We start from the raw sequence: 26,151 nt of genomic DNA, 5'->3' as shown, positions 1-26,151 counted from the left end.
CCCGCGGGACCACACCGCCGCCTCCGGTGCACGCCCGCGGAGTCGCACGACCCCGGGGGCGGACGTGACCCACGGCACACGACGGCGTAACGTCCACCGGCCGTGTCAGCGACACCGACCGACACGACCGTGACCGCCACTCCGAGCGATGCGGGGGCCGACCCCGTCCTGACCGCCGAGCGCGCCCACCTGGCCCTCGCCGGGGACTGCCTCGCCGGGATGCGCGCCGCCGCCTCCGCCGTCGTGGACGCCGGCGTCGACGCCTGGGCCTCCGAGCGCCTCGGCGCCGCCCGCGCCGAGCGGCTGCGCTCGCTGGCCGCCGACCCCGGCGTGCCGCCGTTCTTCGGCCGCACCGACGGCGACGGGGAGACCTTCCACATCGGCCGGCGGCACGTGCGCGACGCCGCCGGGCGGCCGGTGGTCATCGACTGGCGCGCGCCGATGAGCCGGCCGTTCTACCGGGCCGGCGCCGCCGATCCGCAGGGCCTGGTCCGCCGCCGCCGGTTCGGCTTCTCCGGGGGCGAGCTGACCTCCTACGAGGACGAGCTGCTCGGGGCGGGGGAGGAGGGCGACGGCGCCCTGCCGCGGGCGGAGACGTCGAGCCGGGTCCTGCTCCAGGAGATCGAGCGCCCGCGCTCCGGCCCCATGCGCGACATCGTCGCCACCATCCAGCCCGAGCAGGACGAGATCGTCCGGGCCCCGCTGGCCGAGTCGGTGTGCGTGCAGGGCGCGCCGGGCACCGGCAAGACCGCCGTCGGCCTGCACCGCGCCGCCTACCTGCTCTACACGCACGGCGGGCAGCTGGCCCGCACCGGCGTCCTCGTCGTCGGGCCCAACCGGGCGTTCCTGCGCTACGTCGAGCAGGTGCTCCCCACCCTCGGCGAGGTCGACGTCGACCAGACCACGGTCGCCGAGCTGACCGGCCGGGTGCCGGTGCGGGCGCAGGACGCCCCGGAGGTCGCCGCCCTCAAGGGCGACGCCCGCATGGCGCAGGTGCTGGAGCGGGCGCTGTGGGGCGCGATCGCCAAGCCCGCCGACGACGTCCTGGTGCCGCTGGCCGGCCGCCGCTACCGGGTGCCGGTGGAACGGCTCAAGCGGTACGTCGACGACCTGCGGCGGCGCGGCCGCGTGCCCGACGACCGGCAGCGGCTGCACCACACCGCCGGCCGGGAGCGGCTGGCGCTGCTGCTCGCCGAGGACGCCCGCCGGCAGCAGGAGGAGGCCGGCGGCAGCCCGACCGACGCCGAGACCCGCCGGGCCGCACGCAGCCCCGAGGTCCGCGCGTTCTGCGACGCCGTCTGGCCCGCCCGCGACCCGGCCGGCCTGGTCCTGGAGCTGCTCGGCGACCCCGCGGTCCTGGCCCGCGCCGCCCGCGGCGTGCTCGGCGACGACGAGCAGGCGCTGCTGCTCCGCCCGGCGCCGCGCTCGGTCGGCACCGCACCGTGGACCGCCGCCGACGCCGTCCTGGTCGACGAGGTGGCCGGGCTGCTCGAGCGGACGGCGGGCTACGGGCACGTCGTCGTCGACGAGGCGCAGGACCTCTCGCCCATGCAGTGCCGCGCGGTGGCCCGCCGGCTGGCCGCCGGCTCGCTCACCGTGCTCGGCGACCTCGCGCAGGCCACCAGCCCGTGGTCGCCGGCCGACTGGGCACCGACGCTCGCGGGCCTGGGCCGCCCGGACACCGCCGTCCGGCCGCTGACCCGCGGCTACCGGGTCCCGGGGGAGGTCCTCGACTACGCCAACCGGCTGCTGCCGGCGATCGCGCCCGGCCTGCCCGCGGCCACCGCCGTGCGCCGGGACCCCGGTGCGCTCGCCGTCCGCCCGGTCGCCGACCTCGCCGGGCCGCTGGCCGAGGTGGTCGCCGACCTCGCGGCCGGCCCGGGGTCGGTCGGCGTCGTCTGCGCCGACGCCGCGGTCCCCGAGGTGGCGCGGCTGCTGGCCGCCGCGGGCCTGCCGGCGTCGGTGCTCGCCGACGACGGCTCGGCGGCCGGGCGGGTCGCCGTCGTGCCCGCCGCGCTGGCGAAGGGGCTGGAGTTCGACGCCGTCGTGGTGGCCGACCCGGCGGCGATCGTGGCCGCCGAGCCGCGGGGGCTGTCCCGGCTCTACGTCGTGCTCACCCGGGCGGTGAGCACGCTGGTGGTGCTGCACCGCGACGACCTGCCCGCCCTGCTGGAGGGCTGAGCGTCCCCCGACCGCGGGACCGCACGGCGCGGGTCGTTGTGGCCGGACGTGATCTCTGTTGCAGTGTGCGCGCACGGGAGGGAGGCCCATGGACCGGCAGGACAGCCGGGCCGGCACGTTGCTCCGGTTGGCCGCGACGATCGTGGTCGCCGGGGCACTGGTGGCGGGCCTGCTCCTCCCGTGGATCGGGGGTCCCGCGATCGCCGCCCAGCAGTCCACCGGGCTGCTCGGCGACCTGCCCACCGAGTTCACCGACCCCTCGCCGCCGGGGAACACCGTGCTGCTCGCCGCCGACGGCGAGCCGATCACGTACTTCTACGACGAGAACCGCGACCCCGTGGAGCCCGCCGAGATCGCGGACGTCATGAAGGACGCGATGGTGGCCATCGAGGACTCCCGCTTCTACGGCCACCGCGGTCTGGACGTGCAGGGGACGCTGCGCGCGCTGGTCACCAACATCGCCGCCGGCGAGGTGGCCGAGGGCGGCTCGACGCTCACCCAGCAGCTGGTCAAGCAGACGCTGCTGCAGACCGCCGACACCCCCGAGGAGCGGACCGCCGCCACCGAGCAGACGGTGGGCCGCAAGCTGCGCGAGGCGCGCCTGGCCCTGGCGCTGGAGGACCTCTACAGCAAGGACGAGATCCTCACCCGCTACCTCAACACCGTCTACTTCGGCCAGAACGCCTACGGCGTGCAGCCGGCCGCCCGCGCCTTCTTCGGTGTCGACGCCGCGGCGCTCACCCTGCCGCAGGCGGCCCTGCTGGCCGGCCTCGTGCAGAGCCCGGTGAACGACGACCCGTTCACCGACCCCGAGGCGGCCACCGCGCGGCGCAACGAGGTGCTGTCCCGGATGGCCGAGCAGGGCCTCGTCCCCGCCGACGAGGCGGCGGCGGCCGCGGCCGCGCCGCTCGGGCTGGCACCCGCACCCGCCCCGCCCCGCGGCTGCGTCCAGGCGAGCGTCGGCCCGTTCGTCTGCGACTTCGTGCAGCGGTACCTGATCCAGGAGCTCGGGCTCAGCCAGGAGCAGCTGGACAACGGCGGCTACACCGTCCAGACCACCCTGGACCCCGAGCTGCAGCGCTCCGGCGACGCCGCGGTGCTCGAGACGCTCCCGCGGGAGGACTCGCTGGCCGCGATGTTCACCGCCGTCGAGCCCGGCACCGGCCACCTGCTGGCGATGAGCGTCAACCGGACCTTCGGCTACGACCTCGCCGACCGCACCCAGGAGTCGTTCAACCTCAACGTGGCGCCCAGCCAGGGCTCGGGCTCCACGTACAAGGTGTTCGTCGCCGCCGCGGCCCTGGCCCGGGGCTACTCGTCCTACTACACGCTCACCGCACCCGACCCCTACGTCTCCCGGGTCTACTCCGGCCCGTGCGAGGGCCGGGACACCGACGGCCGGTACTGCGTCCGCAACGCCGGGTCGGGCTACCGCTCGACGCTGGACCTGACGACGGCGCTGTACCAGTCCTCCAACACCTACTTCCTCGCGCTCGAGGACGCCCTGGGCAGCGTCGAGGAGCCGGTGCGGATGGCCGAGGCGGCGGGGCTGTTCCAGTTCAGCCCGCCGGGGCTGGCCCAGCAGATCATCGACGAGAACCGCGGGTCGTTCACCTTCGGCGCCGAGGCGACCAGCCCGCTGGCGCTGGCCAGCGCCTACTCGACGTTCGCCGCCGGCGGCACGCAGTGCGACGTCGTCCCGGTGACCGCCGTCCTCGACCGGAACGGGGAGCCGGCGGTCGGCGCCGACGGCGAACCGCTCGCGGTCGGCGACCGGTGCACGCCCGAGGCGATCCCACCGGGCGTGGCCAACACGATGAACCAGATGCTGCGCAAGGACGTCGAGCCGGGGAACCCGGGGCAGACCGGGGCGCGCGCCTACGTCCGCGGCCACCAGATCGCCGGCAAGACCGGCACCTCGCAGGACAACTACTCGGTGGCGTTCGTGGGCTACACGCCCGAGATCACCGCGAGCGTCATGGTCCTCAACCCCAAGCGCAACGAGGACGTCGGCGGCTTCGGTGGCGGCAAGGGCGCCACCATCTGGCACGACGCGATGGAGCCGATCCTCACCGCGCGCGGCAGCGGCGAGTTCCCGCCCGCGGACGAGACCGTGCAGAACGGCAACACCCGCCCGGTGCCCGGCTGCTCCGGCGTCCGGGCCTGCGAGCGGGCCCTCACCGACGCCGGGTTCACCGCGCGGACGGTGCGCGTCGACAGCGACGAGCCGGCCGGCACCCTCCTGGGCACCAGCCCGCCGCGCGGCGGCCGCGCCGTGCCGGGCCAGCTGGTGTCGATCCTGGTGAGCAACGGCAGCGACTACGTGGAACCGGCGCCCGAGCCCGCGCCCCCCACGGAGCCGGCGCCCGCGCCCCCGACCGGGCCGCCGCCCGCGCCCGGGACGACGCCGCCCGGCACGACCCCGCCGACGTCCCCGCCCCCGCCCCCGGCGCCGGAGCCGCCCCAGACGCCGGAGCCGCCGCCACCGGCCACGGAGCCGCCGACCGCACCGGCCACGCCGCCGCCCCCGCCCGCCGCGCCCGCCACGGAGGCCCCGCCGCCCGGCTCCCCCTGGCGGCCGACGGCCTGACGCCGCCCCAGCCGCGCGTCGAGGGACTGGGTGAGCAGCCACCCGGCCAGCAGGACCAGGTGCAGCAGGAACAGCCACAGGCCGATGGCGACCACCGCACCGACGACCACCAGGCCGCCGAAGGGCGCGCCGAGGTCCAGGGGCAGCGACAGGAACAGCACGAAGCCCTGCAGGAAGCCGGACAGGCAGGCCGCGGTGAACAGCGCGCCGCTGACCAGCGCGCCCCACCGGCGCCGGCCGCCGGCCACCACGCCGTAGCCCCAGAGGATGGGCACGGTCAGCACGAACAGCACCGAGTAGTAGCCGACGGCGAACCGCCCGATCAGGGGCCCGGCGCCGTCCTCGCGGGCCAGGTCGGCCATGGCCGTGGCGGCCAGCAGCAGCGGGTACAGCAGCAGGGGCGTCACCACGACCAGGGGCAGCGTGAGCAGCCGGCCCCGCCAGCCGGTGAGGTTCTCCCGCCGCTGGCTGAACCGCATCAGCGCCCGCCGCAGCCCCTCGCCGTACAGCGACAGCGGCAGCAGCGCCAGCGCGAACCCCAGCAGGTCCAGCCGGACGCCGGCGTCGACCAGCCGGGCCACCGCGTCCGGCGCGCCCAGTGACTCCGGCAGCAGCTCGGCCAGCCGCTCGCTGCGCGCGCGGACCTCCCCGGCCGAGGTGGCCAGCGCGGTCAGCCGGACGGAGACCAGCACCAGCGGCACCACCGCGATGCCGGCGTAGAAGGTCAGGCCCGCGCCGATCAGCGCGAGGTCACGGCCGCGCAGCAGGCGCCGGGCACCGGCCAGCAGCGCGCGCGTCTCGACCCGCAACCGGGCCGCCGTCCACCTGCGTGCCGGGCTCACCCGCCCATGCCACCAGTCCCGGCGGCCCGGCGCCCGCCGGGGACCGGACGGCGCTCAGTCGTCGGTGCTCGCGTCGTCGGTGGTGGGGGCGTCGTTGCCCGGGTTCTGGCCGGTCTCCTGGCAACTGGCGTCGTTCTCGTTGCTGGCGTTGCCGCCGGCGGAGTCGCAGTTGGTCGGGCCGCGGGAGAAGTCGGTGTTGTCGCCACAGGCGACCAGGGAGCCGAGCAGGGCGAGCACGACGAGCGGCCGGGCCAGGCGCATCCGCGTGGAAGAGGACATGCAGCAATCGGTACACGTCCCCACGGCCGCGCAAACCGGCGGGGGTCGGGAACCTCCCGGAGTCGCCCGGTCACCGTTCGTGACTGATGTAATTACACCGGGGTGATTGTCACACGCCGGTCACGGACCTTACGCTGAGTGTGTCCAACGGGGCGCTCCGTCACCAGTCCGGGTGACACCCCGTGGACGCCGTCGAGCCGGTCCTCCCGCAGCGGAGACCGGGCCGGGGACCCATCGCAGTCCTGGGGTGTAGCGCGTGTCCGCACGCGCCGGGCGACTCCACGCCCGAACCCGTCAGCTAACCCGGTAGGCGGCCTGGGAGAAGGAGAGACCGCCGCGTGGCGTCCCTGCGCACGTCCGTCCCCGGCACGCCCGCGACCGGCCGCGGCCGCCGCGCCGCCCTCGCGCTCGTCGGCGCCCTCGGCATCGGTCTCGGGCTGGGGGCCGTCCCGGCGCCGGCCCGGGCGGAGGAGCCGACGTCGGCCGCCGAGGCCGCGCAGCTGGTCGCCGCCCGGGGCCACGAGCTCGAGGCCGTCACCGAGCAGTTCAACGAGGCCCGCGAGGCGCTCGCCGCCCAGCAGGCCGCCGCCGACGCCGCCGCCGCGCAGCTGGCCGCCGCCCAGGCCGCCGTGGACACCGCGCGGCAGCAGGTGATCGGGATCGCCCGGTCGGCCTACACCGGCGACAGCATGGGCTCGCTGCAGGCGCTCATGACCAGCGAGGACGCCGACGAGTTCGTCAACCGCGTCACCCTGCTGCAGGGCGTCGCCGGTTACCAGGGCGAGCTGCTCGGCCAGGCCGCGGCCGCCACCGAGACCGCCACCGCCGCGCAGGCCGCCGCCGCCGCGGCCGCCGCCGAGGCGCAGCGCCAGTACGACGCCGTCGCCGCCCAGCAGGCCGACCTCGAGGCGCAGATCGCCGCCTACCAGACCGACTACGCCCGGCTGAGCGCCGAGGAGCGGCGCGCCGCCCTCGAGGCCGCCGCCGCGGCGCACGCCGCCGAGGACTCCCGCGCCAGCCGCGACGAGGAGCGCGAGGACACCGCGTCGTCCTCCGCGTCCTCCTCCGCCGAGGAGCCGGCCGCGGCGGCCGCGCCGCCCAGCGGCGTCGCCGGGACCGTCGTCGCCACCGCCATGGCCCAGCGCGGCAAGCCCTACGTGTGGGCGGCCGCCGGCCCGAGCTCGTTCGACTGCTCCGGCCTCACCCAGTACGCCTTCCGCGCCGCGGGGATCAGCCTCCCGCACTCCAGCAGGATGCAGTCGACGATGGGCACCGCGGTCTCCCGCGCGAACCTGCAGCCCGGTGACCTGGTCTTCTTCTACAGCCCGGTGAGCCACGTCGGCATCTACATCGGCAACGGCCAGATGGTGCACGCGCCGACGTCGGGCGACGTCGTCAAGGTCGCCAGCATCGACGCGATGGGCGGCTACGCCGGCGCCCGCCGCATCGGCTGACGCGGGTCGCGCTCCAGCCGGGGCAGCGCCGCGGCCACCGGGTCCGGCCGCAGGTCGGCCAGCCGGCGCAGCAGGACCGGACGGGACCCCCGCCGCGCCGGACCCCGCACGACCCGACCCTGCCACGCACCTCACACCCCGCGACCGGGACGCCGGCGCCCGCTGCCGCGTTGACCCTCCGGAACCGCCCCCGACCCGAGGACCGCGCACCGATGAACCCCCGCACCGTCGCCCTGGCCTTCCGCGTCGTCGCCGTCGCCGAGGCCCTCTCCTGGATCGGCCTGCTGGCCGGCATGTACGTCAAGTACGTGCCGGAGACCTCGGAGGCCGGCGTCCAGGTGTTCGGGCCGGTCCACGGCGCGGTGTTCATCGCCTACGGGGTCGTGGCGCTGGTCGCCGCGCGGGTGCTCGGCTGGTCCCGGTGGACGACGCTGCTCGCGCTGGCCGCCTCGATCCCGCCGCTGGTCACCGTGGTGTTCGAGCGCTGGGCCGGGCGCACCGGGCGGCTGGCGGCGCCCGTCCGCGCCTGACCTACCGTTCCGGTCATGCCGGAGCCCGTGCTGCCCTCGACCGCCCGCACCCTGCTGGCCCGCACCGCCCGGGTGCAGCGCGAGGGGCGGGCGCCCGGCCTGGTCGCCGGGGTGGTCCGGGACGGCGGGCTGGCCTGGTCGGCCGGCCGCGGCGACGTCGCCGAACCGCACACCGACGTCCAGTACCGGCTCGGGTCCATCAGCAAGACCGTCACCGCCGTCGCGGTCATGCGGCTGCGCGACGAGGGCCGGCTGGCGCTGGACGACCCGCTGGACCGGCACGTGCCCGGCACGCCGTTCGGCGACCGGTCGGTCGGCCAGCTGCTCTCGCACCTGGCCGGCGCCGCCGCGGAGAGCCCGGGTGGCTGGTGGGAGCGGGTGCCCGGCGGCCCGCTGGCCGACCTGCGGCTGTCCGGGGAGCACGTCGTCCTGGGCGAGGCCCGGCGCTTCCACTACTCGAACCTCGGCTTCGGCCTGCTCGGCGAGCTCGTGGCCCGGCTGCGCGGGCGCTCGTGGGAGGACGTCGTCACCGCCGAGGTGCTCGGGCCGCTGGGCATGACCAGGACGACGCCGCGCCCCTCCGGCCGCGCCGCGCAGGGCTACGCCGTCCACCCGTGGGCCGACGTCGTCCTGCCCGAGCCCGAGCACGACGCCGGCGTGATGGCCGCCGCCGGGCAGCTGTGGGCGACGCTGGCCGACCTCGCCCGCTTCGCCGCCTTCCTGCTCGGCGACACCGGCGACGTGCTGTCCCCGGCGACGCTCGAGGAGATGGCCGTGCCGGCCGGCGTCGACGGCTCCTCACCGGCCTGGTCGGCCTACGGGCTGGGCCTGCAGGTGCTGCGGGTCGACGGCCGCACGCTCACCGGTCACGGCGGCTCGATGCCCGGCTTCCTGGCCGGCGTCTTCGTCGACCGCGAGGAGGGGACCGGCGGCGTCTCGCTGGCCAACACCACCAGCGGCCTGGACGTGCTCGTCCCCGGCCTGCTGGCCGACCTCCGCGCGGCCGAGCCGCGGGTGGCCGAGCCGTGGCGCCCGGCCGAGCCGCCGGTGCCGCTGGAGCAGCTCGGCGTCTGGTACTGGGGCCCCGCGCCGCACGCCCTGCGCGCGGTGGACGGCGGCCTGCTGCACCTCGGCCCGCTGCCCGGCCGGTCGGGGCGGGCCAGCCGCTTCCGCCGCGACGCCGACGGCACCTGGGTGGGCCTGGACGGCTACTACGCCGGCGAGCCGCTGCGGATCGCCGGCGACCACCTGGACCTGGGCACGTTCGTCTTCACCCGCTCGCCCTACGACCCCGCCGCCCCCGTCCCCGGCGACGTCGACCCCCGCGGCTGGTCGGCGAGGGCCGGCGAGGCGTAGGAAGCGATCCGCACGTGTCGACGGCCCGTACGCGCGGAGAGCTCCCCATGCCGTTCAGGGCCGGTCGAAGGCGTCCATCGTGGTCTTGACGACGGCGCCGTAGGCCAGGTGCGGCACGAGGTCGCTCACCCAGTCGGTGGCCGACCAGGTGCGCGGGTCGGTGATGCCCAGCGCCGTCATCGGGCCGTTGGCCGCCACCAGGACGCCGAGCGTGGTGAGCAGCGTCCCGACCAGCGGCTGCGACCGGAAGCCCGAGGCGCGGGCCAGCCCGACGACGACGCCCACGCCGACGCCCGCGACCAGGCCGGTCATCGGCCCGAGCCCCTGGACCCGGTTCTGCCGGTGCTCCTCGTCGCCGGGGATCGGCACGTGCGCCTTCTCGGCGAGCTTCTCCACGGTCTGCTCGGGCGTCGAGCTGGTCCCGCGGCCACGGACGGTCATGTCGAGGTAGGTGACGGCGTTGAGCGCAGTGGAGCCCGCCGCGCCGGCCGCCGCACCGCGCAGCGCCCAGCCGAGCGTGCTGATGCCCCGCCTGCCCTTGCCGAACGTCCCCACCGGGGTGCGTCTCGCCATGCCGCCCGCGGTACCCGCCGCGCTCACCAGGGCAAACGGGCGCATCCTGGGGGAGTGGACGACGCCGGCGCGGCCCTCGAGCGGGCCATCGACGCGCTGCTCGACGCCCGCGCACCGGGCGCCACGATCTGCCCCTCCGAGGCGGCCCGCGCGGTCGACCCGGAGGGCTGGCGCGACCTGATGCCGCAGGCCCGCGCCGCCGCGGGCCGGCTCGCACGGCGGGGCGCGGTCGAGGTGACCCAGCGCGGCGCGGTGGTCGACGTCGCCACCGCCCGCGGCCCGGTGCGCGTCCGCCGGGTCAGCTGACCGGCAGCGGGCGGGCGAGGAAGGCGGCGAGCAGCCGGGCGGTCCGGTCGACGGTGCCGGTGTGCAGCACCTCGTACCCGTGCGTGCTCAGCGTGGGCAGGCTGAGCAGCGCCGCCCGCGCCGTCTGACCCGAGGCCTTCGCCTGCGAGGCGTCGGAGTCGAAGGACTGCCACACCGCCGTCTGCGGGTCCACGCCGAGCTCGCGGCCGGTGTCGACCAGCGCGTCGGCGACGGCCCGGTCGTAGACGACGGCGTCGTCGGCGTAGGCGACCACGGGGCCGCCGTCGACGGTGACCTGGTACTCGGCCTCCGCCGGGCCGACGTCGAGGGCGACGGTGAGGTCGCCGGGCAGGGTGCGGGCGGCGTAGGAGGCGCCGATGCCGCCCATCTCCTCGCTGGTGGTCGCGACCAGGTGCACGTCGCCGTGCGGGCGCCCGCGCAGCAGCCGGGCGGCGCCGACGAGGGCGGTCAGCGCGGCGCGGTCGTCGAGGAAGTAGCCGCCGACGAAGTCGCCAAAGCGGGTGAGCCCGCGCCGGTCGGCGTGCACGCACACCCGGGTGCCGGGGTGCACGCCGGCCGCGGCCAGCTCGTCGGCCAGGCGCCCGGTGAAGACGTACACGTGCGACCAGTCCATGGCCTTGTCGCCCTGGTCCGGCTTGGTCTCCCAGATCCGCGGGCTGTCGGTGGTCGTGTGCTCCGAGCCGAGGGTGAGCACGCCGGTGAGCGTCTCCCGCCGGCCGAGGACGGCGACCGGGCCCAGGCCGAAGTTGCCCGGGTACATGACGCCCAGCGAGCTCACCCGCAGCGAGCCGTCGGGCTCGACCCGCTTGACCATCATCGACAGCTCGTCCAGGTGTGCCATGACGCGGACGGCCGGGGCCGACCGGTCCCGCCCGTGCAGGAGCGCGACCAGGTTGCCCGCGGCGTCCACCGACACCTCGTCGGCCAGCGGCTCGAGCTCCCGGCGGACGAGGTCGCGCACCGACTGCTCCTCCCCGCAGGGGCCGTAGGTGCGCAGCAGCTCGTCGAGCAGGTCGGGCAGCGGGGTGGCCACGGGGCTCCTCGGGTCGGTGACGGCGGTCCGACCCGTCCTACCCGCCCGGCGCCGGGTCCGCCCCCGCAGCCCGCTCCAGCAGCGGGGCGACCCGGTGGTCGACGTAGCGGCGCAGCGCGAGCGCGGTGTCGGTGCGCTCCACGCCGGGGACCGCGAGCACCTGCTCGGTGAGCCGCCACAGGTCGTCGGCGTCGACCGCGACCACGCGCACGAGCAGGTCGGCGGCCCCGGACAGCGCCGTCACCTCGAGCACCTCCGGCAGCGCCGCGAGCGCGGCCGCGACCTCCTCGAGGCTGCGCTGCACGACCTGCACGGTCACGTAGGCGCCGAGCCGGTAGCCGAGCGCCTCGGGCCGCACCCGGGCGTCGAACGGCGCCAGGAAGCCGCCGGACTCCAGCCGGGCCAGCCGCGCCTGCACGGTGTTGCGCGCCAGCCCCAGCCGCTGGGACAGGGCCATGACCGTGGCGCGGGGGTCGTCGGTCAGCGCCTGCACCAGGCGGGCGTCGGTGGCGTCCAGACGGTCCGGACCGGGCGGCATCTGCTCAGTCTGACACGTTCGGACGTCCTACCAGTCGTCATCCTGCGCAGTCCGCCGTCCCGACCTTGCGCAATCCGGGAGGGGGGTGATCTCCTCCGGACGGGGTCGGTCGTGCCACGATGTGTGAGTGCCGCCACACCCCGGCGCACACAGGACGTCCAGCACCGCGACCGGCCGGCGACCCCGGCAGCCGCGGCCGACGGCGAGGAGGAGCGCGTGAGCGTGCCGAGCGTGACCACGGAGGCGGTGGACCCGGTACCCGGGGCAGCGGCGCCGCACCTGCCCCAGCAACCGGACCTGGTGCAGCTGCTGACCCCCGAGGGCGAGCGGGTCGAGCACCCCGACTACCCCCTCGAGATCGGCGACGAGGAGCTGCGCGGGCTCTACCGCGACCTCGTGCTGGTCCGCCGCTGGGACGTCGAGGCCACCGCCCTGCAGCGCCAGGGCGAGCTCGGCATCTGGGCCTCGCTGCTGGGGCAGGAGGCCGCGCAGATCGGCGCCGGCCGCGCGATGGCCGCCGACGACATGGCCTTCCCCACCTACCGCGAGCACGGCGTCGCCTGGGTGCGCGGCGTCGACCCGCTGCACGTCATCAGCCTGTTCCGCGGCGTCGACAACGGCGGCTGGGACCCGGTGGCCACCGGCTTCAACCTCTACACCGTCGTCATCGGCGCGCAGACCCTGCACGCCACCGGCTACGCGATGGGCCTGCAGCGCGACGGCGCGGAGACCGCCACGCTCGCCTTCCTCGGCGACGGCGCCACCAGCCAGGGCGAGGTCAACGAGGCGATGATCTGGGCGGCCAGCTTCTCGGCCCCGGTCGTCTTCTTCTGCCAGAACAACCAGTACGCCATCAGCGTGCCGCTGGAGCGGCAGTCCCGCGTCCCGCTGTACCAGCGCGCGGCCGGCTTCGGCTTCCCCGGCGTCCGCGTCGACGGCAACGACGTCCTCGCCGTCCTCGCCGTCACCCGGGCCGCCCTGCAGGCCGCCCGCGAGGGCCAGGGCCCGACGTTCGTCGAGGCGTTCACCTACCGGATGGGCGCCCACACCACCTCCGACGACCCCACCCGCTACCGGCTGGCCAGCGAGCTGGAGGAGTGGAAGCTGCGCGACCCGATCGCGCGGGTGAAGGCGCACCTGTCCCGCAGCGGCACCGCCGACCAGGAGTTCTTCGACGCCGTCGAGGCCGAGGCCGACGAGCTGGCCGCGCGCATCCGGAAGGGCACGCTGGAGATGCCCGACCCGCCGGGCACGGCGATGTTCGACCGGGTGTACGCGGAGCAGACGCCGCACCTGGCCGCGCAGCAGCAGGCCTTCGAGGCCTACCAGGCGAGCTTCGAGGGGGCGGGTTCCTGATGGGCACCGAGACGCTCACCATCGGCAAGGCCCTCAACCTCGGCCTGCGCCGCGCCATGGAGGACGACGCCAAGGTCGTGCTCATGGGCGAGGACATCGGCCGCCTCGGCGGCGTCTTCCGCATCACCGACGGCCTGCAGAAGGACTTCGGCGAGGACCGCGTCGTCGACACCCCGCTGGCCGAGGCCGGCATCCTCGGCACCGCCGTCGGCCTGGCCATGCGCGGCTACCGGCCGGTCTGCGAGATCCAGTTCGACGGGTTCGTCTTCCCCGCCTACAACCAGATCGTCACCCAGGTCGCCAAGATCCACGCCCGCTCCCGCGGGAAGCTGGCCGTGCCGATCGTCATCCGCATCCCGTTCGGCGGCGGCATCGGCGCCGTCGAGCACCACAGCGAGAGCCCCGAGGCGTACTTCGCGCACACCCCCGGGCTCAAGGTGGTCGCGGTCAGCAACCCGGTCGACGCCTACTGGGGCATCCAGCAGGCGATCGCCCACCCCGACCCGGTCGTCTTCCTCGAGCCCAAGCGGCGGTACTGGGAGAAGGCCGAGGTCGACACCGACGCCACGCCCGACCCGCTGTTCGCCTCCCGGGTGGTCCGCGGCGGCGACGACGTCACGGTGCTGGCCTACGGCCCGATGGTGAAGACGGCGCTGCAGGCCGCCGACGCCGCCGCCGAGGAGGGCCGCTCGCTGGAGGTCGTCGACCTGCGCACCCTCTCGCCGCTGGACCTGGACCCGGTGTTCGAGTCGGTGCGCCGCACCGGCCGCTGCGTCGTCGTCCACGAGGCGCCGGTGACCCTCGGCCTCGGCGCGGAGATCGCCGCGCGGATCACCGAGGAGTGCTTCTTCTCGCTGGAGGCGCCGGTGCTGCGGGTCGGCGGCTACGACACCCCCTACCCGCCGTCGAAGCTGGAGGAGGAGTACCTCCCCGACCTCGACCGCGTGCTCGACGCCGTCGACCGGGTGGTGGCGTCCTGATGGGGCAGCTGCGCCAGTTCAGGCTCCCCGACGTCGGGGAGGGGCTGACCGACGGCGAGATCCTGCAGTGGCTGGTGGCCGTGGGCGACACCGTCACGGTCAACCAGCCGCTGTGCGAGGTGGAGACCGCCAAGGCCGCCGTCGAGCTGCCCTCGCCGTACGCCGGCACGGTGACCGAGCTGCTGCACGAGGCGGGCACGACCGTCGACGTCGGCACGCCGATCATCACGATCGACGTCGGCGGCGAGGACGCCCCCGCCCCCGCGGCTCCCGCGGACGGCGGGGAGGCCGGGGCCGGGCTGATCGGCGGGGCCGCCCCGGGCGGGCGGACGGCGGTGCTCGTCGGCTACGGGCCGCGCAACACCGAGGCCCGCCGGCGCCCGCGCCGGTCGGCGCCCGCCGTGCACGCCGCCGCGCCCGCGCCCGCCGGCGCCGACCACTCCCGGGCGGCCGATGACCTCGAGCGGCCGCCGCTGCTGGCCACCGCCCCCGACGCCACGGTCAAGCCCGTGCGGCACGGCGGCCTCGAGGTGGGCCGGCAGGCCGAGGCGCACGCCCGCGCCGAGGCGGCCGCCCCGTCCCGGCCGGCCGCGCCCGGCCAGGGATCGGTGCGCCCGCTGGCCAAGCCGCCGGTGCGCAAGCTCGCCCGCGACCTCGGCGTCGACCTCGCGGCGCTCACCGGCAGCGGCGCCGGCGGCGTCATCACCCGGGAGGACGTCACCGCCGCCGCGAGCGCGCCGTCGGCCCCCGCCACGGCGCCCGCGCCCGTGGCCCCCGCCGCCGGAGACCAGCGGATCCCGGTCAAGGGCGTGCGCAAGGCGACGGCGGCGGCGATGGTGGCCAGCGCGTTCACCGCGCCGCACGTCACGGAGTTCCTGACCGTCGACGTCACCCGGACGATGAAGCTGCGCGCGCGGGTCGCCGCCCGCCCGGAGTTCGCCGGGGTCAAGGTCAGCCCGCTGCTGTTCGTGGCGAAGGCGCTGCTGCTCGCGGCGCAGCGCCACCCGGTGGTGAACAGCTCGTGGGACGAGGCGGCGCAGGAGATCGTCGTCCACGGGCAGGTCAACCTCGGCATCGCCGCGGCAACCCCGCGCGGGCTGGTCGTGCCCAACGTCAAGGACGCCGGGCGGCTGTCGCTGGCCGAGCTCGCCCGGGCGCTCACCGAGCTCACCGAGACGGCGCGGGCGGGGCGGACCGCGCCGGCGGACATGACCGGCGGGACGATCACGATCACCAACGTCGGGGTGTTCGGCGTCGACACCGGGACGCCGATCCTCAACCCCGGTGAGTCGGCGATCCTGGCCTTCGGCGCGGTCCGCGAGATGCCGTGGGTGCACAAGGGCAGGGTCGCCGTCCGGCAGGTGACGCAGCTGGCGCTGTCGTTCGACCACCGGATCATCGACGGCGAGCTCGGCAGCCGGTTCCTCGCCGACGTCGGCGCGCTCCTGGCCGACCCCGGGCTGGCGCTCGCGTTCTGACCCCGGGCACGGGCCGAGGGCCTGCCGACACCGGTCGGCAGGCCCTCGGTCCGGGGCTCAGGCGCGGCGGTCGAGCTGCCCGCGCAGCAGCAGCCAGCCGACGACGGCCAGGTACGCGCCCACCGGCACACCCCCGCCCGTCTGGGACAGGAACAGGAAGACCGGCGTCACCAGCGGCAGCAGCGCGACCAGCGGGCGGGACACCCGCCCCGAGCGCCACAGGCCGACGGCCAGGGCGACCGAGCCGAGGAACCACAGCGCGTTGGCCACCAGCGCCACGGCGGGGAAGAAGGCCAGGTCCTCGCCGTTGACGACGCTGGACAGCATGCCGCCGCTGAGCAGCACCGTCCCGGTGGAGGCCACGATGGCCGGCCAGCGGGTGCCGGCCAGCGCGGCGAGGTGCAGGTGGAGGACCGGCAGCGCCCAGAGCATCACGGCCGTGCCGACGAGGATGGCGGCGGTGCGCGGCTCGATCGCCGGGTCGGTGTCCTGCGGGTGGAGCAGCTGGGTGACGCCGACGGCGACCGAGATGCCGGCGGCGACGAGGGCGGCGGCGCCGGCCCGGGTGCCGGCCCGGGCGCCGGTCCGGGGCCGGGTCGCGGCGGGGGCGGGGGTGGGCAGCGTGGTGGTCACGAGGGCTCCTCGGCTCGGTGGGGACGCCTGGTCAGGCGGTCGCCGAGGACGCTAGGAAAGGCCGGGGCCCGCCGGCGTCGGCCTGCGGTCCACATCCGGCGGCGGCGGGTCGCGACCGCGGTGTCGACCTCGGTCGAACCCCCGTGTCGCCTTCCGGGGGACGCGCGGCCGGCTCCGGGACCCGTAGGTTCCCGTGCCGTGACGACGACCGCCGGGACCGCCCGGCACCCCGCGGTCGCGGCGGCGGCGGTGCCCCGCTGGACCAGCGGGCTGGACCTGGCGGTCGCCGCGGGCCTGGCCGTGTGGGGGCTGGTCGAGGTGGTCCTCTCACCCGGCCTGGCACCGGTCCCGGGCGCGCTGTTCGTCCTGGTGTCGACCCTCCCGCTGGCGGTGCGCCGCCGGTTCCCCGGCTCGGTGACCGCCGTGGTCGCGGCCGCGCTCGTCGTTCACGCGGCGACCGCGGAGGCGGCGGCGACCTTCACGCCCTTCCCGAGCCTGCTGCTGGCCGCCTTCACCGTCGCCGTGCACGTCCGCTCCCTGCCCGCGGCCGTGGGCCTGGGCGCGCTGCCGGTGGCCGCCATGGCGGCGGCGGGGCAGCTCGGCTACTTCGGCGTCGAGGCGTCCCGTCCCCGCGCGCTGGTCCTGCTGTTCTTCTTCGTCGCCGGCGCCTGGACCGGCGGGCGCGTCGTCCACCACCGGGCGCTGGCCGCCCTGCGCGCCGAGGCCGGCTCGGCCGCCGCGGCCGACCGGGCCGTGGCGCAGGAGCGGGCCCGCATCGCCCGGGAGCTGCACGACGTCGTCGCGCACGCCGTGTCGGTCGTGGTGCTGCAGACCGGCGCCGCGGAACTGTTCGTCGGCCGCGACCCGGACCGCGCCCGCGACCACATCGGCACGGCGCGCCGCACCGCCACCGAGGCCATGGCGGAGATGCGCCACCTGCTCGACGTCCTGCGCGAGGGCGAGGCCGTCTACCTGCCGCAGCCGGGCATCGAGCGGCTGCCGGACCTGGTCGACGAGGCGCGCGGCGCCGGCCTGGACGTGGCGCTCACCGTGGACGTCGCGGGGACCGTGCCCGACGGGCCCTCCCTGGCCGTCTACCGGATCGTGCAGGAGTCCCTCACCAACGTCCTGCGGCACGCGCCGGGCGCCCGGACCACCGTCACCGTCGGCCGCACCGGGGACGAGCTCACCGTGGCGGTCCGCGACCACGGTCGCCGCGCGGCGTCCGGGGACGCGCCGCCGGCGCCGTCCGGCCTGAGCTCCGGCGGCTACGGCATCCCGGGCATGCGCGAGCGGGTCCGCGTGTACGGCGGGTCGCTGGCCGTGGGTCCGGAGCCGGACGGCGGCTGGCTGGTCCGCGCGGTCCTCCCGGTGGGGTCGTCGTGACGGCGCCGCGCCGGCTGCGGGTCGTCGTGGCCGACGACCACGCGCTGGTCCGGTCGGGCATCACCGGCCTGCTCGAGGCGGGCGACGTCGAGGTGGCCGGGGAGGCCGCCGACGGCGTGGAGGCGGTCGAGGTGGCGCTGCGGGTGCGGCCCGACGTCGTGGTGATGGACGTGCGCATGCCGCGCCTGGACGGCATCGAGGCCACCCGCCGGCTGCGCCGGGACCCGGCCGGCCCGCAGGTGCTCGTGCTCACCACCTTCGACCTCGACGAGTACGTCTTCCGGGCGCTGGAGGCGGGCGCCGCCGGGTTCCTGCTCAAGGACGCGCCGCCCGGCCGGCTGGTCGACGCCGTGCGCACCGTCGCCGACGGCGACGCGCTGCTCGCCCCCGCCGTCACCCGCCGGCTCGTCGAGCGGCACCTGCGCGCGCCGGCGCCGGCGACCGGGCCGGACCCCGCCGCCGACCTCAGCCCGCGGGAGCGGGAGGTGTGGCTGCTCGTCGCGCGGGGGCTGTCCAACGCCGAGATCGCCGGCACGCTCGTCGTCACCGAGGCCACGGTCAAGGCGCACGTCACCCGCCTGCTGGCCAAGCTCGGCGTGCGCGACCGGGTGCAGGCGGTCGTGCGCGCCTACGAGACCGGACTCGTCCGCCCCGGCGGCTGAACGGCGCTACCGTGCGCCGGTGACCGACCTCGACCGGCTGCTCGCCGCCGCCGCCCGCGCCCGGGTGCCCGAGGGCGGGTTCGGCTACCTCGGCGCCGACGGCGCCCTCGTGCCCGACCGCCCGCAGCAGACCTGGATCGTCGCGCGGATGACCCACGTCTTCGCGCTGGCGCACCTGCTGGACCGGCCGGGCGCGGAGGAACTGGCCCGTCACGGCCTCACGGCGCTGCGCGAGGGGCCCCTGCACGACGGCACGGACGGCGGCTGGCGGGCGGCGGAGGACGACGACACGAAGAGCGCGTACGTGCACGCCTTCGCCGTGCTCGCGGGCGCGACCTCCACCGCCGCGGGCGTCGACGGGGGCCCGGCGCTGCTCGACGAGGCGCTGGCGGTGTGGGACCGGCACTTCTGGGACGACGACGCGGGCCTCGCCGTCGAGGAGTGGACCGCGGACTGGTCCCGGCTGTCGGACTACCGCGGCGCCAACGCCAACATGCACGGCGTCGAGGCGACCCTCGCCGCGGCCGACGCCCTCGGCGGTGCGGAGGCCCCCCGGCTGCGGCAGCACGCGCTGCGCAGCACGGAGCGGATCGTGCACGGCTGGGCCCGCGAGCGGGACTGGCGGCTGCCCGAGCACTACGACGCCGCCTGGACGCCGCTGCCCGAGCACAACCGGGACCGCCCGGCCGACCCGTTCCGGCCCTACGGGGTCACCGTCGGGCACCAGTTCGAGTGGTCGCGGCTGTGCCTGCACCTGCGCGCGGCGCTGGGCGACGGCGCGCCGGCCTGGCTGCTCGACGACGCGGTCGGGCTGTTCGAGGCGGCCGCCGGCCGGGGCTGGGCCGCGGACGGGCAGCCGGGCTTCCCGTACACGCTGGACTGGGACGACCGGCCGGTGGTGACCGCGCGGATGCACTGGGTGCTGTGCGAGGCGGTGGCGGCGGCCACCGTGCTCGGCGCGGTCACCGGCGAGGACCGCTACGCCGACCTGGCCGCGGCCTGGCGGGCGCACGGCGAGGAGCGCTTCGCCGACCCCGCCACCGGCAACTGGCACCACGAGCTCACGCCGTCGGGCGAGGTGGCCACCGGCACCTGGGCCGGGCAGCCGGACGCCTACCACCTGGCGCAGATGCTGCTGCTCGAGGGCGCCCCGGTGCGGGGGAGCGTGGCCGCGGCACTGCGCTGACCTCGGTGTGTCCACTCCAGCGGGCATGGGTAGGCCTGCCGTGACCGCAACGAGTCCCGAGCAAGGAGGAGCGTTCCCGTGGCCAGCGTGCAGGAATCCGTCGACGTCGACGTCCCCATCCGTGTCGCCTACGACCAGTGGACGCAGTTCGAGTCCTTCCCGCAGTTCATGGGCGGGGTCGAGCGCATCACCCAGGTGAACGACACGCTCACCCACTGGGTCACCAACATCGACGGCGTCAAGCGCGAGTTCGACGCCGAGATCACCGAGCAGCACCCCGAGGAGCGGGTGGCCTGGGCCAGCACCGGCGGCGAGGCCAAGCACGCCGGCGTCGTGACCTTCCACCGCCTCGACGACAACAAGACCCGGGTCATGATCCAGATCGACTGGGAGCCGCAGGGCGTCATCGAGAAGGCCGGCGCCGCGCTCGGCTTCGACGACCGCCAGGTCAAGGCCGACGCCCAGCGGTTCAAGGAGTTCATCGAGAGCCGCGGCACCGAGACCGGTGCCTGGCGCGGCGACGTCCCGCGCCCGGACCAGCAGTAGCGCACACGACGGCGCCCGTCCCCTCCGGCCGGAGGGGACGGGCGCCGTCGTGTGCGTGCCGGTCGGCTACTCGGCGTCGAGGTCCTGGGCCACCAGGCCGGCGATGTGCTCGACCACCGAGGCGTCGTCGCTGGTCACGGTGACCTCGGCGCCCTTCTGGGCACCGAGCGTCATGATCATCAACGGCGACCCGGCGTCGACGGGGTTGCCTCCGGGGGTGGCCAGGGTGACCGGGACGCCGGCCTTGCCCACGGCCTCCGCGATGAGCGCGGCGGGGCGGGCGTGCAGGCCGACCCGGGAGCCGACGGTGACGGTCTGACTGGGCATGGGATGGATGTCCTCGCTGCTCGGGGTGGGTGGTGGGGTCGAGCCTGCCGTGTCAGGCGCGCGTGGGCGCGTCGACGGTCGCGGCGGGCGCCGCGGTGTGGGCGTGCGCCAGGTCGACGGCGTCCTCGGGGACGGCCTCGGCCTTGGGCCGGCCGATGTTCTTGGCGACGACGACCGCGATGGCACCGACGATCGTGCCGACGAGCAGCGCCAGGAGGAACATCAGGATCCCGTTCATCGCGAAGAACACGAAGATCCCGCCGTGGGGAGCCTGCAGCTCGACGCCGGCACCGGCCACGATGGCCCCGGCAGTCGACGCGCCCAGCATGATCGACGGGATGACCCGCAGCGGGTCGGCCGCGGCGAACGGGATGGCGCCCTCGGTGATGAACGCGGCACCCAGCAACCACGCGGCCTTGCCGTTGTCCCGCTCGGCCGGGGTGAACACCTTCGGCCGGAGGGCGGAGGCCAGGGCCAGGGCGAGGGGCGGGACCATGCCGGCGGCCATGACGGTCGCCATGATGACCAACGGGAAGCGGTCCGCGCCGGGGTCGCCGAGGTCGACCGCGGCCAGGCCGGTGGTGGCGAAGGCGTAGGCCGCCTTGTTGACCGGACCACCCATGTCGAAGGCCATCATCAGGCCGAGGATGATGCCGAGCAGGATCACCGAGCTGCCGGACAGGCCGTTGAGCCAGTTGGTGAGGCCCTCGGTCGCGGCGGCGAGGGGCCGGCCGAGCACGAGGAACATCAGCCCGCCGGCGACGAGCGTGGCGCCGAGCGGGATGATCACGACCGGCATCAGCCCGCGGGCGAAGGCCGGCACCTTGAGCCGGGACAGCCACAGCGCGGTCAGCCCGGCGATGACGCCGCCGACGATGCCGCCGAGGAAGCCGGCGCTGACGAAGCTGGCCACGGTGCCCACGACGAAGCCGGGGGCGATGCCGGGCCGGTCGGCGATCGCGTAGGCGATGTAGCCGGCCAGGGCCGGGACGAGGAAGCTGAACGCGAGCTGGCCGAGCTTGAGGAGCACGGCGCCGAGATACGCGGACAAGCCGCCGTCGGGCAGGTCCGCCAGCGAGTTGTTGATGACGATGTCGTCGGCGGTGGCGGTGATGTCGTAGCCGCCGAGGAGGAAGCCGAGGGCGATCAGCAGACCCCCGGCGGCGACGAACGGGATCATGTAGCTCACGCCGGTCAGCAGCCAGCGCCGGATCTCCGCGCCCAGGCTCGGCCTGGGGCCGGTGGCGGCACCGTCGGACGCGGCGGCGGCCGTGCCGGGCACCCGGCGGGCGTTGGGGTCGTCGGCGGCGGCCAGCGCCTCGCGGACCATCACGTCGGGCTCGTTGATGGCCCGCTTGGTCCCCGACTGCACCAGGGGCTTGCCGGCGAAGCGCTCCTGGTCCTTGACGCCCACGTCGACGGCGAAGATGACCGCGTCCGCGGAGCGGATGACGGCCGGGTCCAGGGGAGTGGAACCCGAGGAGCCCTGCGTCTCGACCACCAGGTCGACGCCGGCGGCCTGCGCCGCGGCGGTGAGCTTGTCGGCGGCCATGTAGGTGTGCGCGATCCCGGTCGGGCAGGCGCTGACGGCGACCAGCTTCCGCCGCGCGGCCGGGGCGGCGGCAGGAGCGTCGGCGGGAGCGGCCGACGGCGCCGCGGCGGCCGGCGCGGTGGCGGGGGCCGGGACCGACGGGGCCGCGGTCGCGCCGGCCGCCGGCTGCGGGGAGACGACCTCCTCGACCAGCCGGACGACGTCCTCCGCCGAGCCAGCCGCCCGCAAGGAGGCCACGAAGTCCGGCCGGACCAGCGCGCGGGCCAGCGCCGAGAGCAGGGTGAGGTGGTCGGCGTCGCCGGCGGCGGGCGCCGCGATCAGGAAGACCAGGTCGGCCGCGCCGTCCGCGGCGCCGAAGTCGACCCCCGGGGTCAGCCGGGCGAAGGCCAGCGACGCCTGGGTGACCGCGGCCGACCGGCAGTGCGGGATGGCGATGCCGCCGGGCAGGCCCGTGGCGGCCTGCGCCTCGCGGGCGAGCGCGTCACCGGCGAGCGCCTCGGCGCCGGTGGCCCGGCCGGCGTCGGCCACCAGGCCGGCCAGCCGGCGGACGACCGCGGCCTTGTCGGAGCCGAGGTCGGCGTCGAGGACGACCAGCTCGGGCGTGATGAGTGCGGACATGACGGACCTTCCGGGGCGTCAGGGGACGTCGCGGCCGGCGGCCGGGACGGGCTCGGGGAGGGGAGGGGTGCCGGGCAGGCCGGGGGACACCTCGACGGCGTCCGGGTGGACCTGCTCCGGCGTGGGGACGGCGGAGCCCGGCAGCGCGGCGGCGGCCGAGCCGGTGGCGACCGCGCGGCGCAGCCGCTCGGCGGGCGGGGCGCCGGCCAGGTCGGCCAGCAGGTGGCCGGCCAGGCTCGAGTCGCCGGCGCCGACGGTGCTGCGGACGGCGATCCGCGGCGCGCGCGCCGACCACACGCCGTCGGCCGTGGACAGCACCGCGCCGGCACCGCCCAGGGTCAGCAGCACCTCGCCGACGCCGCCGGCGTGCAGGGCCCGCACCGCCGCGAGGAGGACGGCGGGGTCGGCGAGCAGCGCGGCCTCGGTCGTGCCGGCGACCTGGGCCAGCTCCTCGGCGTTGGGCTTGAGCAGGTCCGGCGCGGACGCGGCGCCCGCGGCGAGCAGCGCCCGCAGCGGCCCCTCGGAGGTGTCGACGGCGACCCGGGCGCCGGTGCCGCGGACGGCGCGGACCAGCTCGGCGTACCAGTCCTCGGGCGTGCCGGGCGGCAGCGAGCCGGACAGCACCACCCAGTCGGCGCCCGCGGCGGCCGCGGCCACGGCGGCGGCGAGCGCGGCGCGCAGGCCAGCGTCCAGCGGGGTGCCGGGCTCGTTGAGCTTGGTGGTGGTCCCGTCGGGCTCGGTGAGCGAGTAGTTGGTGCGCACCGGGGCGCCGGTGGGAACGGTGACCAGCGGCAGGTGCAGCGCGTGCAGCGCGGTCACCAGCGGGTCGGTGGGGTCGGCGGGCACGACGGCGAGGACGTCGGCGCCGGCGGCCGCCAGCGCGCGGGCGACGTTGACGCCCTTGCCGCCGGGCTCGGTGGAGCTCGCGCCCAGCCGGGCGACCTCGCCGCGGGCCAGCGCGCCGGGGAGGGCCAGCGTCCGGTCCAGGCTGGGGTTCGCCGTCAGCGTGACGACCCGTCCCCCGCTCACGCGACCACGACCTCGACGCCCGCGGCGTCCAGCTCGTCGAGGACCGCGGGGTCGGCGCCGTCGTCGGTGACGACGACGTCGACGTCGTCGAGGGAGGCGAAGCGGACCAGGTGCTCGCGGCCGAGCTTGCTGCTGTCGGCCAGCACGACCACCCGCTGCCCGGCCCGCACCATCGCCCGCTTCACCGAGGCCTCGGCCTCGTCCGGGGTGGTCAGGCCGTGGCCGGGGGTGATGCCGTTGGTGCCGAGGAAGGCGACGTCGACCCGCAGCTCGGCCAGCGCCCGCACCGGCGTCTCGCCGACCGCGCACTGGGTGAGCCCGCGGACGCGGCCGCCGAGCAGGTGCAGCGTCACGCCCGGCGCGTTGGCCAGCCGGGCGGCGATCGGCACCGCGTTGGTGGCCACGAACAGCGACCGGTCGACCGGCAGCACCTCGGCCAGCGCGGCGGTGGTGCTGCCGCCGTCGAGCAGCAGGCTGCCGCCGCGGCCGGGCAGCAGGTCCAGCGCCGCCGAGGCGATCTTCCGCTTGGCCTCGGCGCGGGTGGCGTTGCGCTCGGCCAGCGCCGTCTCCATGAGCGTCAGCGACCCGGCGGGGACCGCGCCGCCGTGCACGCGCCGCAGGACACCGGCCCGCTCGAGGACGGCGAGGTCCCGGCGCACCGTCTCGGTGGTGACCCCGAACTGCTCGGCCACCGCGGTGACCGCGATCCGCCCCTGCTCGGCGACCAGCGTGGCGATCGCCTGCTGGCGTTCCTCGGCGTACACCCCGTCGACCCCCTCGGTCGTCGTCCCCGGCGTCCTCGGGAGGCCGGTGGCGGTGCCCGAACATGTGGGAACGGGCTTGTGTCTCTGTGGTTGTACGTTGGTTACGTTGACAAGTCAACACGCTTTCGTGATTGTGGTCACCGACGGACGACGAGGTCCCCGACCGACATCCCTCTGACCGACGCGAGGTCCGCATGTCCACCACCGCCGCCGCCAGCACCGTGCTCACCGGGACCCCGGTCGTCCCCGGCGTGGTCCTCGGTCCCGTCGTCCGGCCCTCCGGTGCCGTCCGGCTGCCCGCCGAGGCGTTCGACGAGCTGCCGGAGTCCGCCCGGGAGGAGGAGCGGGCGCGCTTCACCGCGGCGGCCGAGGCCGTCGCGGGCCGCCTGGCCGACCGCGCCGCGGCGGCCACGGGGATGACCGCGGAGGTCCTGTCGGCGACCGCCGGCATGGCCCGCGACCGCGGGCTGCTCGGCGCGGTGGAGCAGCGGATCGGCGCCGGCGTCCCCGCCGCGGTGGCGACGGTGCAGGCCGCGCAGCAGTTCGTCGACGTCTTCACCTCGCTGGGCGGCGTCATGGCCGAGCGGGTGACCGACGTGCGCGACGTCCGCGACCGCGTCGTCGCCGAGCTGACCGGCCAGGGCGAGCCCGGCGTCCCCGCGCCCGAGCGGCCGTCGGTCCTGCTCGCCGACGACCTCGCGCCCGCCGACACCGCCGGCCTCGACCCCGCCCGCATCGTCGGGCTGGCCACCCGCCTGGGCGGGACCACCAGCCACACCGCGATCATCGCGCGGCAGCTGGGCCTGCCCCTCGTCGTCGCGGTGGAGGGACTGGACGCCGTCCCCGCCGGCGCGACCGTGCTGCTCGACGCCGAGGAGGGCACCGTCACCGTCGACCCCGATCCGGCGGTGGCCGCCGGCCAGCTCGAGGCCGCCCGTCGCGCGGCCGAGGCCCTGGCCGGCTACCAGGGGCCGGCCGCCACGCGCGACGGCGTCCCGGTCCCCGTGCTGGCCAACGTGCAGGACGGTGACGGCACCCGGGCGGCGCTGGCCGCGCACGCCGAGGGCGTCGGCCTGTTCCGCACCGAGCTCGCCTTCCTCGGCCGGGCCGCCGAGCCGACCGTCGAGGAGCAGGCGAGCGGCTACGCCGACGTCCTCGAGGCCGCGGCCGGCCGCCGGGTCGTCCTGCGCACCCTCGACGCCGGCTCGGACAAGCCGCTGGAGTTCGCGACCCCGCCGGAGGAGGCCAACCCCGCGCTCGGCGTCCGCGGCCTGCGGGTGGCCCGCCGTGACCCCGGCCTGCTCGACCGCCAGCTCGACGCCGTCGCCGAGGCCGCCCGCCGCACCGGCGCCACGCCCTGGGTGATGGCGCCGATGGTCGCCACCGAGGGCGAGGCCGCGGACTTCGCCGCCCGGGTGCGCGAGCGCGGGCTGGTGCCCGGCGTCATGGTCGAGGTGCCCTCGGCGGCGCTGCTGGCCGACCGCGTGCTCCGGCACGTCGACTTCCTGTCCATCGGCACCAACGACCTGTCGCAGTACGCGCTGGCCGCCGACCGGCTCTCCGCGGACCTGGCCGACCTCACCGACCCGTGGCAGCCGGCGCTGCTGGCCCTGGTCGAGCTGACCGCGGCCGCGGGCCGGCGGGCGGGCAAGCCGGTCGGCGTCTGCGGTGAGGCGGCGGCCGACCCGCTGCTCGCCTGCGTCCTCGTCGGCCTCGGCGTCACCTCGCTGTCCTGCGCCGGCTCCGCCGTCGCCGGGGTCGGGGCGCGGCTGGCCACGGTCGACCTCGCCGCCTGCCGGGAGGCCGCGGCCGCGGCGCTGGCCGCCGACGACCCGCGGGCCGGCCGCGCCGCCGCCCGGGCGGTGCTCGCCCGCGCCTGACGACACCGCCGCGCGGGTGTCCGCGCCGCCGTCACCGGGTGACCGATCCCA

At 76.7% G+C, this 26,151-nt stretch carries 24 protein-coding genes, 1 pseudogene and 1 riboswitch; of the genes and pseudogenes, 14 read left to right on the top strand and 11 right to left on the bottom strand.

The window, feature by feature from the left end:
- Positions 1–129: 129 nt before the first annotated feature.
- Both ACI79Z_RS15660 and ACI79Z_RS15655 read left to right on the top strand, forming a co-directional pair.
- The gene (locus ACI79Z_RS15660; RefSeq protein WP_456903155.1) at positions 130–2,181 is read left to right on the top strand and encodes a HelD family protein; all 2,052 of its coding nucleotides are present in this window, start codon (positions 130–132) and stop codon (positions 2,179–2,181) included.
- 88 nt (positions 2,182–2,269) lie between these two features.
- Positions 2,270–4,771 (top strand): transglycosylase domain-containing protein, encoded by a 2,502-nt coding sequence (locus ACI79Z_RS15655; RefSeq protein WP_456903154.1) that lies wholly within the window; start codon positions 2,270–2,272, stop codon positions 4,769–4,771.
- 26 nt (positions 4,772–4,797) lie between these two features.
- On the opposite strand, the pseudogene ACI79Z_RS15650 reads toward ACI79Z_RS15655, so the two are convergent.
- Together ACI79Z_RS15650 and ACI79Z_RS15645 are read right to left on the bottom strand one after the other, a co-directional pair.
- Positions 4,798–5,613, bottom strand: a pseudogene (locus tag ACI79Z_RS15650) (YhjD/YihY/BrkB family envelope integrity protein); the annotation flags it as partial.
- Positions 5,614–5,667: 54 nt separating this feature from the next.
- Complete coding sequence (locus ACI79Z_RS15645) at positions 5,668–5,892, bottom strand: hypothetical protein (RefSeq protein ID WP_387992213.1); 225 nt, start codon at positions 5,890–5,892, stop codon at positions 5,668–5,670.
- A 194-nt stretch (positions 5,893–6,086) separates the two neighbouring features.
- Positions 6,087–6,219, top strand: a riboswitch (cyclic di-AMP (ydaO/yuaA leader).
- An 11-nt stretch (positions 6,220–6,230) separates the two neighbouring features.
- On the opposite strand from ACI79Z_RS15645, the gene ACI79Z_RS15640 reads away from it, so the two are divergent.
- Entirely contained in the window at positions 6,231–7,346 is a 1,116-nt protein-coding gene (locus ACI79Z_RS15640) for a C40 family peptidase (RefSeq protein ID WP_456903153.1), read from the top strand.
- On the opposite strand, the gene ACI79Z_RS15635 is transcribed toward ACI79Z_RS15640, so the two are convergent.
- Complete coding sequence (locus ACI79Z_RS15635; protein ID WP_456903152.1) at positions 7,319–7,456, bottom strand: hypothetical protein; 138 nt, start codon at positions 7,454–7,456, stop codon at positions 7,319–7,321. The genes ACI79Z_RS15640 and ACI79Z_RS15635 overlap by 28 nt on opposite strands.
- A 102-nt stretch (positions 7,457–7,558) precedes the next feature.
- Here ACI79Z_RS15635 and ACI79Z_RS15630 point away from each other — a divergent pair, with 102 nt between their 5' ends.
- Together ACI79Z_RS15630 and ACI79Z_RS15625 are read left to right on the top strand one after the other, a co-directional pair.
- Positions 7,559–7,876 (top strand): DUF3817 domain-containing protein, encoded by a 318-nt coding sequence (locus ACI79Z_RS15630; RefSeq protein ID WP_456903151.1) that lies wholly within the window; start codon positions 7,559–7,561, stop codon positions 7,874–7,876.
- A 15-nt stretch (positions 7,877–7,891) separates the two neighbouring features.
- Positions 7,892–9,232, top strand: a complete 1,341-nt coding sequence (locus ACI79Z_RS15625) for a serine hydrolase domain-containing protein (RefSeq protein WP_456903150.1) — start codon at positions 7,892–7,894, stop codon at positions 9,230–9,232.
- A gap of 54 nt (positions 9,233–9,286) precedes the next feature.
- Here the strand turns inward: ACI79Z_RS15625 and ACI79Z_RS15620 are convergent, their stop codons facing one another.
- On the bottom strand, positions 9,287–9,805 hold the full coding sequence (locus ACI79Z_RS15620; protein ID WP_387992201.1) for a hypothetical protein: 519 nt from the start codon (positions 9,803–9,805) through the stop codon (positions 9,287–9,289).
- A gap of 54 nt (positions 9,806–9,859) precedes the next feature.
- Between ACI79Z_RS15620 and ACI79Z_RS15615 the strand changes: the two genes are divergently transcribed.
- Entirely contained in the window at positions 9,860–10,111 is a 252-nt protein-coding gene (locus ACI79Z_RS15615) for a DUF3253 domain-containing protein (protein WP_387992198.1), read from the top strand.
- Here the strand turns inward: ACI79Z_RS15615 and ACI79Z_RS15610 are convergent.
- Both ACI79Z_RS15610 and ACI79Z_RS15605 read right to left on the bottom strand, forming a co-directional pair.
- Positions 10,104–11,165, bottom strand: coding sequence for a M42 family metallopeptidase (locus tag ACI79Z_RS15610; RefSeq protein ID WP_387992195.1), 1,062 nt, complete (start codon positions 11,163–11,165; stop codon positions 10,104–10,106). The genes ACI79Z_RS15615 and ACI79Z_RS15610 overlap by 8 nt on opposite strands.
- Positions 11,166–11,202: 37 nt before the next feature.
- The gene (locus ACI79Z_RS15605; protein WP_387992192.1) at positions 11,203–11,703 is read right to left on the bottom strand and encodes an Lrp/AsnC family transcriptional regulator; all 501 of its coding nucleotides are present in this window, start codon (positions 11,701–11,703) and stop codon (positions 11,203–11,205) included.
- A gap of 216 nt (positions 11,704–11,919) precedes the next feature.
- Between ACI79Z_RS15605 and pdhA the strand changes: the two genes are divergently transcribed.
- The 3 genes from pdhA to ACI79Z_RS15590 are packed head-to-tail and all read left to right on the top strand — an operon-like array spanning position 11,920 to position 15,517.
- A complete protein-coding gene (gene pdhA / locus ACI79Z_RS15600) occupies positions 11,920–13,059 on the top strand; it encodes a pyruvate dehydrogenase (acetyl-transferring) E1 component subunit alpha (RefSeq protein WP_387992190.1) in 1,140 nt (379 codons plus the stop codon).
- Complete coding sequence (locus ACI79Z_RS15595; protein WP_387992187.1) at positions 13,059–14,039, top strand: alpha-ketoacid dehydrogenase subunit beta; 981 nt, start codon at positions 13,059–13,061, stop codon at positions 14,037–14,039. Before pdhA ends, ACI79Z_RS15595 begins: the two co-directional genes overlap by 1 nt.
- Positions 14,039–15,517, top strand: coding sequence for a dihydrolipoamide acetyltransferase family protein (locus ACI79Z_RS15590; protein ID WP_456903149.1), 1,479 nt, complete (start codon positions 14,039–14,041; stop codon positions 15,515–15,517). Before ACI79Z_RS15595 ends, ACI79Z_RS15590 begins: the two co-directional genes overlap by 1 nt.
- A 57-nt stretch (positions 15,518–15,574) precedes the next feature.
- On the opposite strand, the gene ACI79Z_RS15585 is transcribed toward ACI79Z_RS15590, so the two are convergent.
- The gene (locus tag ACI79Z_RS15585) at positions 15,575–16,150 is read right to left on the bottom strand and encodes a hypothetical protein (protein WP_456903148.1); all 576 of its coding nucleotides are present in this window, start codon (positions 16,148–16,150) and stop codon (positions 15,575–15,577) included.
- A gap of 198 nt (positions 16,151–16,348) precedes the next feature.
- Here ACI79Z_RS15585 and ACI79Z_RS15580 point away from each other — a divergent pair, with 198 nt between their 5' ends.
- The 4 genes from ACI79Z_RS15580 to ACI79Z_RS15565 all read left to right on the top strand — a co-directional run bounded on the left by ACI79Z_RS15580 (position 16,349) and on the right by ACI79Z_RS15565 (position 19,930).
- A complete protein-coding gene (locus ACI79Z_RS15580) occupies positions 16,349–17,536 on the top strand; it encodes a sensor histidine kinase (RefSeq protein ID WP_387992178.1) in 1,188 nt (395 codons plus the stop codon).
- Complete coding sequence (locus tag ACI79Z_RS15575; protein ID WP_387992175.1) at positions 17,533–18,198, top strand: response regulator; 666 nt, start codon at positions 17,533–17,535, stop codon at positions 18,196–18,198. The genes ACI79Z_RS15580 and ACI79Z_RS15575 overlap by 4 nt, the downstream gene beginning before the upstream one ends.
- Positions 18,199–18,217: 19 nt before the next feature.
- Complete coding sequence (locus tag ACI79Z_RS15570) at positions 18,218–19,384, top strand: AGE family epimerase/isomerase (protein WP_456903147.1); 1,167 nt, start codon at positions 18,218–18,220, stop codon at positions 19,382–19,384.
- A 78-nt stretch (positions 19,385–19,462) separates the two neighbouring features.
- Positions 19,463–19,930, top strand: a complete 468-nt coding sequence (locus ACI79Z_RS15565; protein WP_387992170.1) for an SRPBCC family protein — start codon at positions 19,463–19,465, stop codon at positions 19,928–19,930.
- Positions 19,931–19,996: 66 nt separating this feature from the next.
- Here the strand turns inward: ACI79Z_RS15565 and ACI79Z_RS15560 are convergent, their stop codons facing one another.
- From ACI79Z_RS15560 to ACI79Z_RS15545, 4 genes are read right to left on the bottom strand one after another with little or no spacing between them, the layout of a single operon-like run.
- A complete protein-coding gene (locus ACI79Z_RS15560; protein ID WP_387991904.1) occupies positions 19,997–20,257 on the bottom strand; it encodes an HPr family phosphocarrier protein in 261 nt (86 codons plus the stop codon).
- A gap of 52 nt (positions 20,258–20,309) precedes the next feature.
- Positions 20,310–22,427: a PTS fructose transporter subunit IIABC gene (locus ACI79Z_RS15555; RefSeq protein ID WP_456903146.1), complete on the bottom strand. Its 2,118-nt coding sequence runs from the start codon at positions 22,425–22,427 to the stop codon at positions 20,310–20,312.
- Between the two features lie 18 nt (positions 22,428–22,445).
- Positions 22,446–23,456 carry a 1-phosphofructokinase family hexose kinase gene (locus ACI79Z_RS15550; protein WP_387991910.1) on the bottom strand — a complete coding sequence of 337 codons (1,011 nt, stop codon included), beginning with the start codon at positions 23,454–23,456 and terminating at the stop codon, positions 22,446–22,448.
- The gene (locus ACI79Z_RS15545) at positions 23,453–24,220 is read right to left on the bottom strand and encodes a DeoR/GlpR family DNA-binding transcription regulator (protein ID WP_387991913.1); all 768 of its coding nucleotides are present in this window, start codon (positions 24,218–24,220) and stop codon (positions 23,453–23,455) included. The genes ACI79Z_RS15550 and ACI79Z_RS15545 overlap by 4 nt, the downstream gene beginning before the upstream one ends.
- A 194-nt stretch (positions 24,221–24,414) precedes the next feature.
- Between ACI79Z_RS15545 and ACI79Z_RS15540 the strand changes: the two genes are divergently transcribed.
- Entirely contained in the window at positions 24,415–26,100 is a 1,686-nt protein-coding gene (locus tag ACI79Z_RS15540; protein WP_456903145.1) for a PEP-utilizing enzyme, read from the top strand.
- The last annotated feature ends 51 nt before the right edge of the window (positions 26,101–26,151 follow it).

The sequence above is a fragment of the Geodermatophilus sp. SYSU D00663 genome (assembly GCF_054050655.1).
The sequence above is the reverse complement of the archived record's forward strand: the minus strand, read 5'-3'. Positions and strand labels throughout refer to the sequence as shown.

Excerpts from the sequence above, each read along its gene's own strand:
- ACI79Z_RS15655 (WP_456903154.1), top strand. The coding sequence starts at position 2,270 with ATGGACCGGCAGGACAGCCGGGCCGGCACGTTGCTCCGGTTGGCCGCG.
- ACI79Z_RS15645 (WP_387992213.1), bottom strand. The coding sequence starts at position 5,892 with ATGTCCTCTTCCACGCGGATGCGCCTGGCCCGGCCGCTCGTCGTGCTC.
- ACI79Z_RS15630 (WP_456903151.1), top strand. The coding sequence starts at position 7,559 with ATGAACCCCCGCACCGTCGCCCTGGCCTTCCGCGTCGTCGCCGTCGCC.
- ACI79Z_RS15625 (WP_456903150.1), top strand. The coding sequence starts at position 7,892 with ATGCCGGAGCCCGTGCTGCCCTCGACCGCCCGCACCCTGCTGGCCCGC.
- ACI79Z_RS15620 (WP_387992201.1), bottom strand. The coding sequence starts at position 9,805 with ATGGCGAGACGCACCCCGGTGGGGACGTTCGGCAAGGGCAGGCGGGGC.
- ACI79Z_RS15605 (WP_387992192.1), bottom strand. The coding sequence starts at position 11,703 with ATGCCGCCCGGTCCGGACCGTCTGGACGCCACCGACGCCCGCCTGGTG.
- ACI79Z_RS15595 (WP_387992187.1), top strand. The coding sequence starts at position 13,059 with ATGGGCACCGAGACGCTCACCATCGGCAAGGCCCTCAACCTCGGCCTG.
- ACI79Z_RS15590 (WP_456903149.1), top strand. The coding sequence starts at position 14,039 with ATGGGGCAGCTGCGCCAGTTCAGGCTCCCCGACGTCGGGGAGGGGCTG.
- ACI79Z_RS15560 (WP_387991904.1), bottom strand. The coding sequence starts at position 20,257 with ATGCCCAGTCAGACCGTCACCGTCGGCTCCCGGGTCGGCCTGCACGCC.
- ACI79Z_RS15555 (WP_456903146.1), bottom strand. The coding sequence starts at position 22,427 with ATGTCCGCACTCATCACGCCCGAGCTGGTCGTCCTCGACGCCGACCTC.
- ACI79Z_RS15540 (WP_456903145.1), top strand. The coding sequence starts at position 24,415 with ATGTCCACCACCGCCGCCGCCAGCACCGTGCTCACCGGGACCCCGGTC.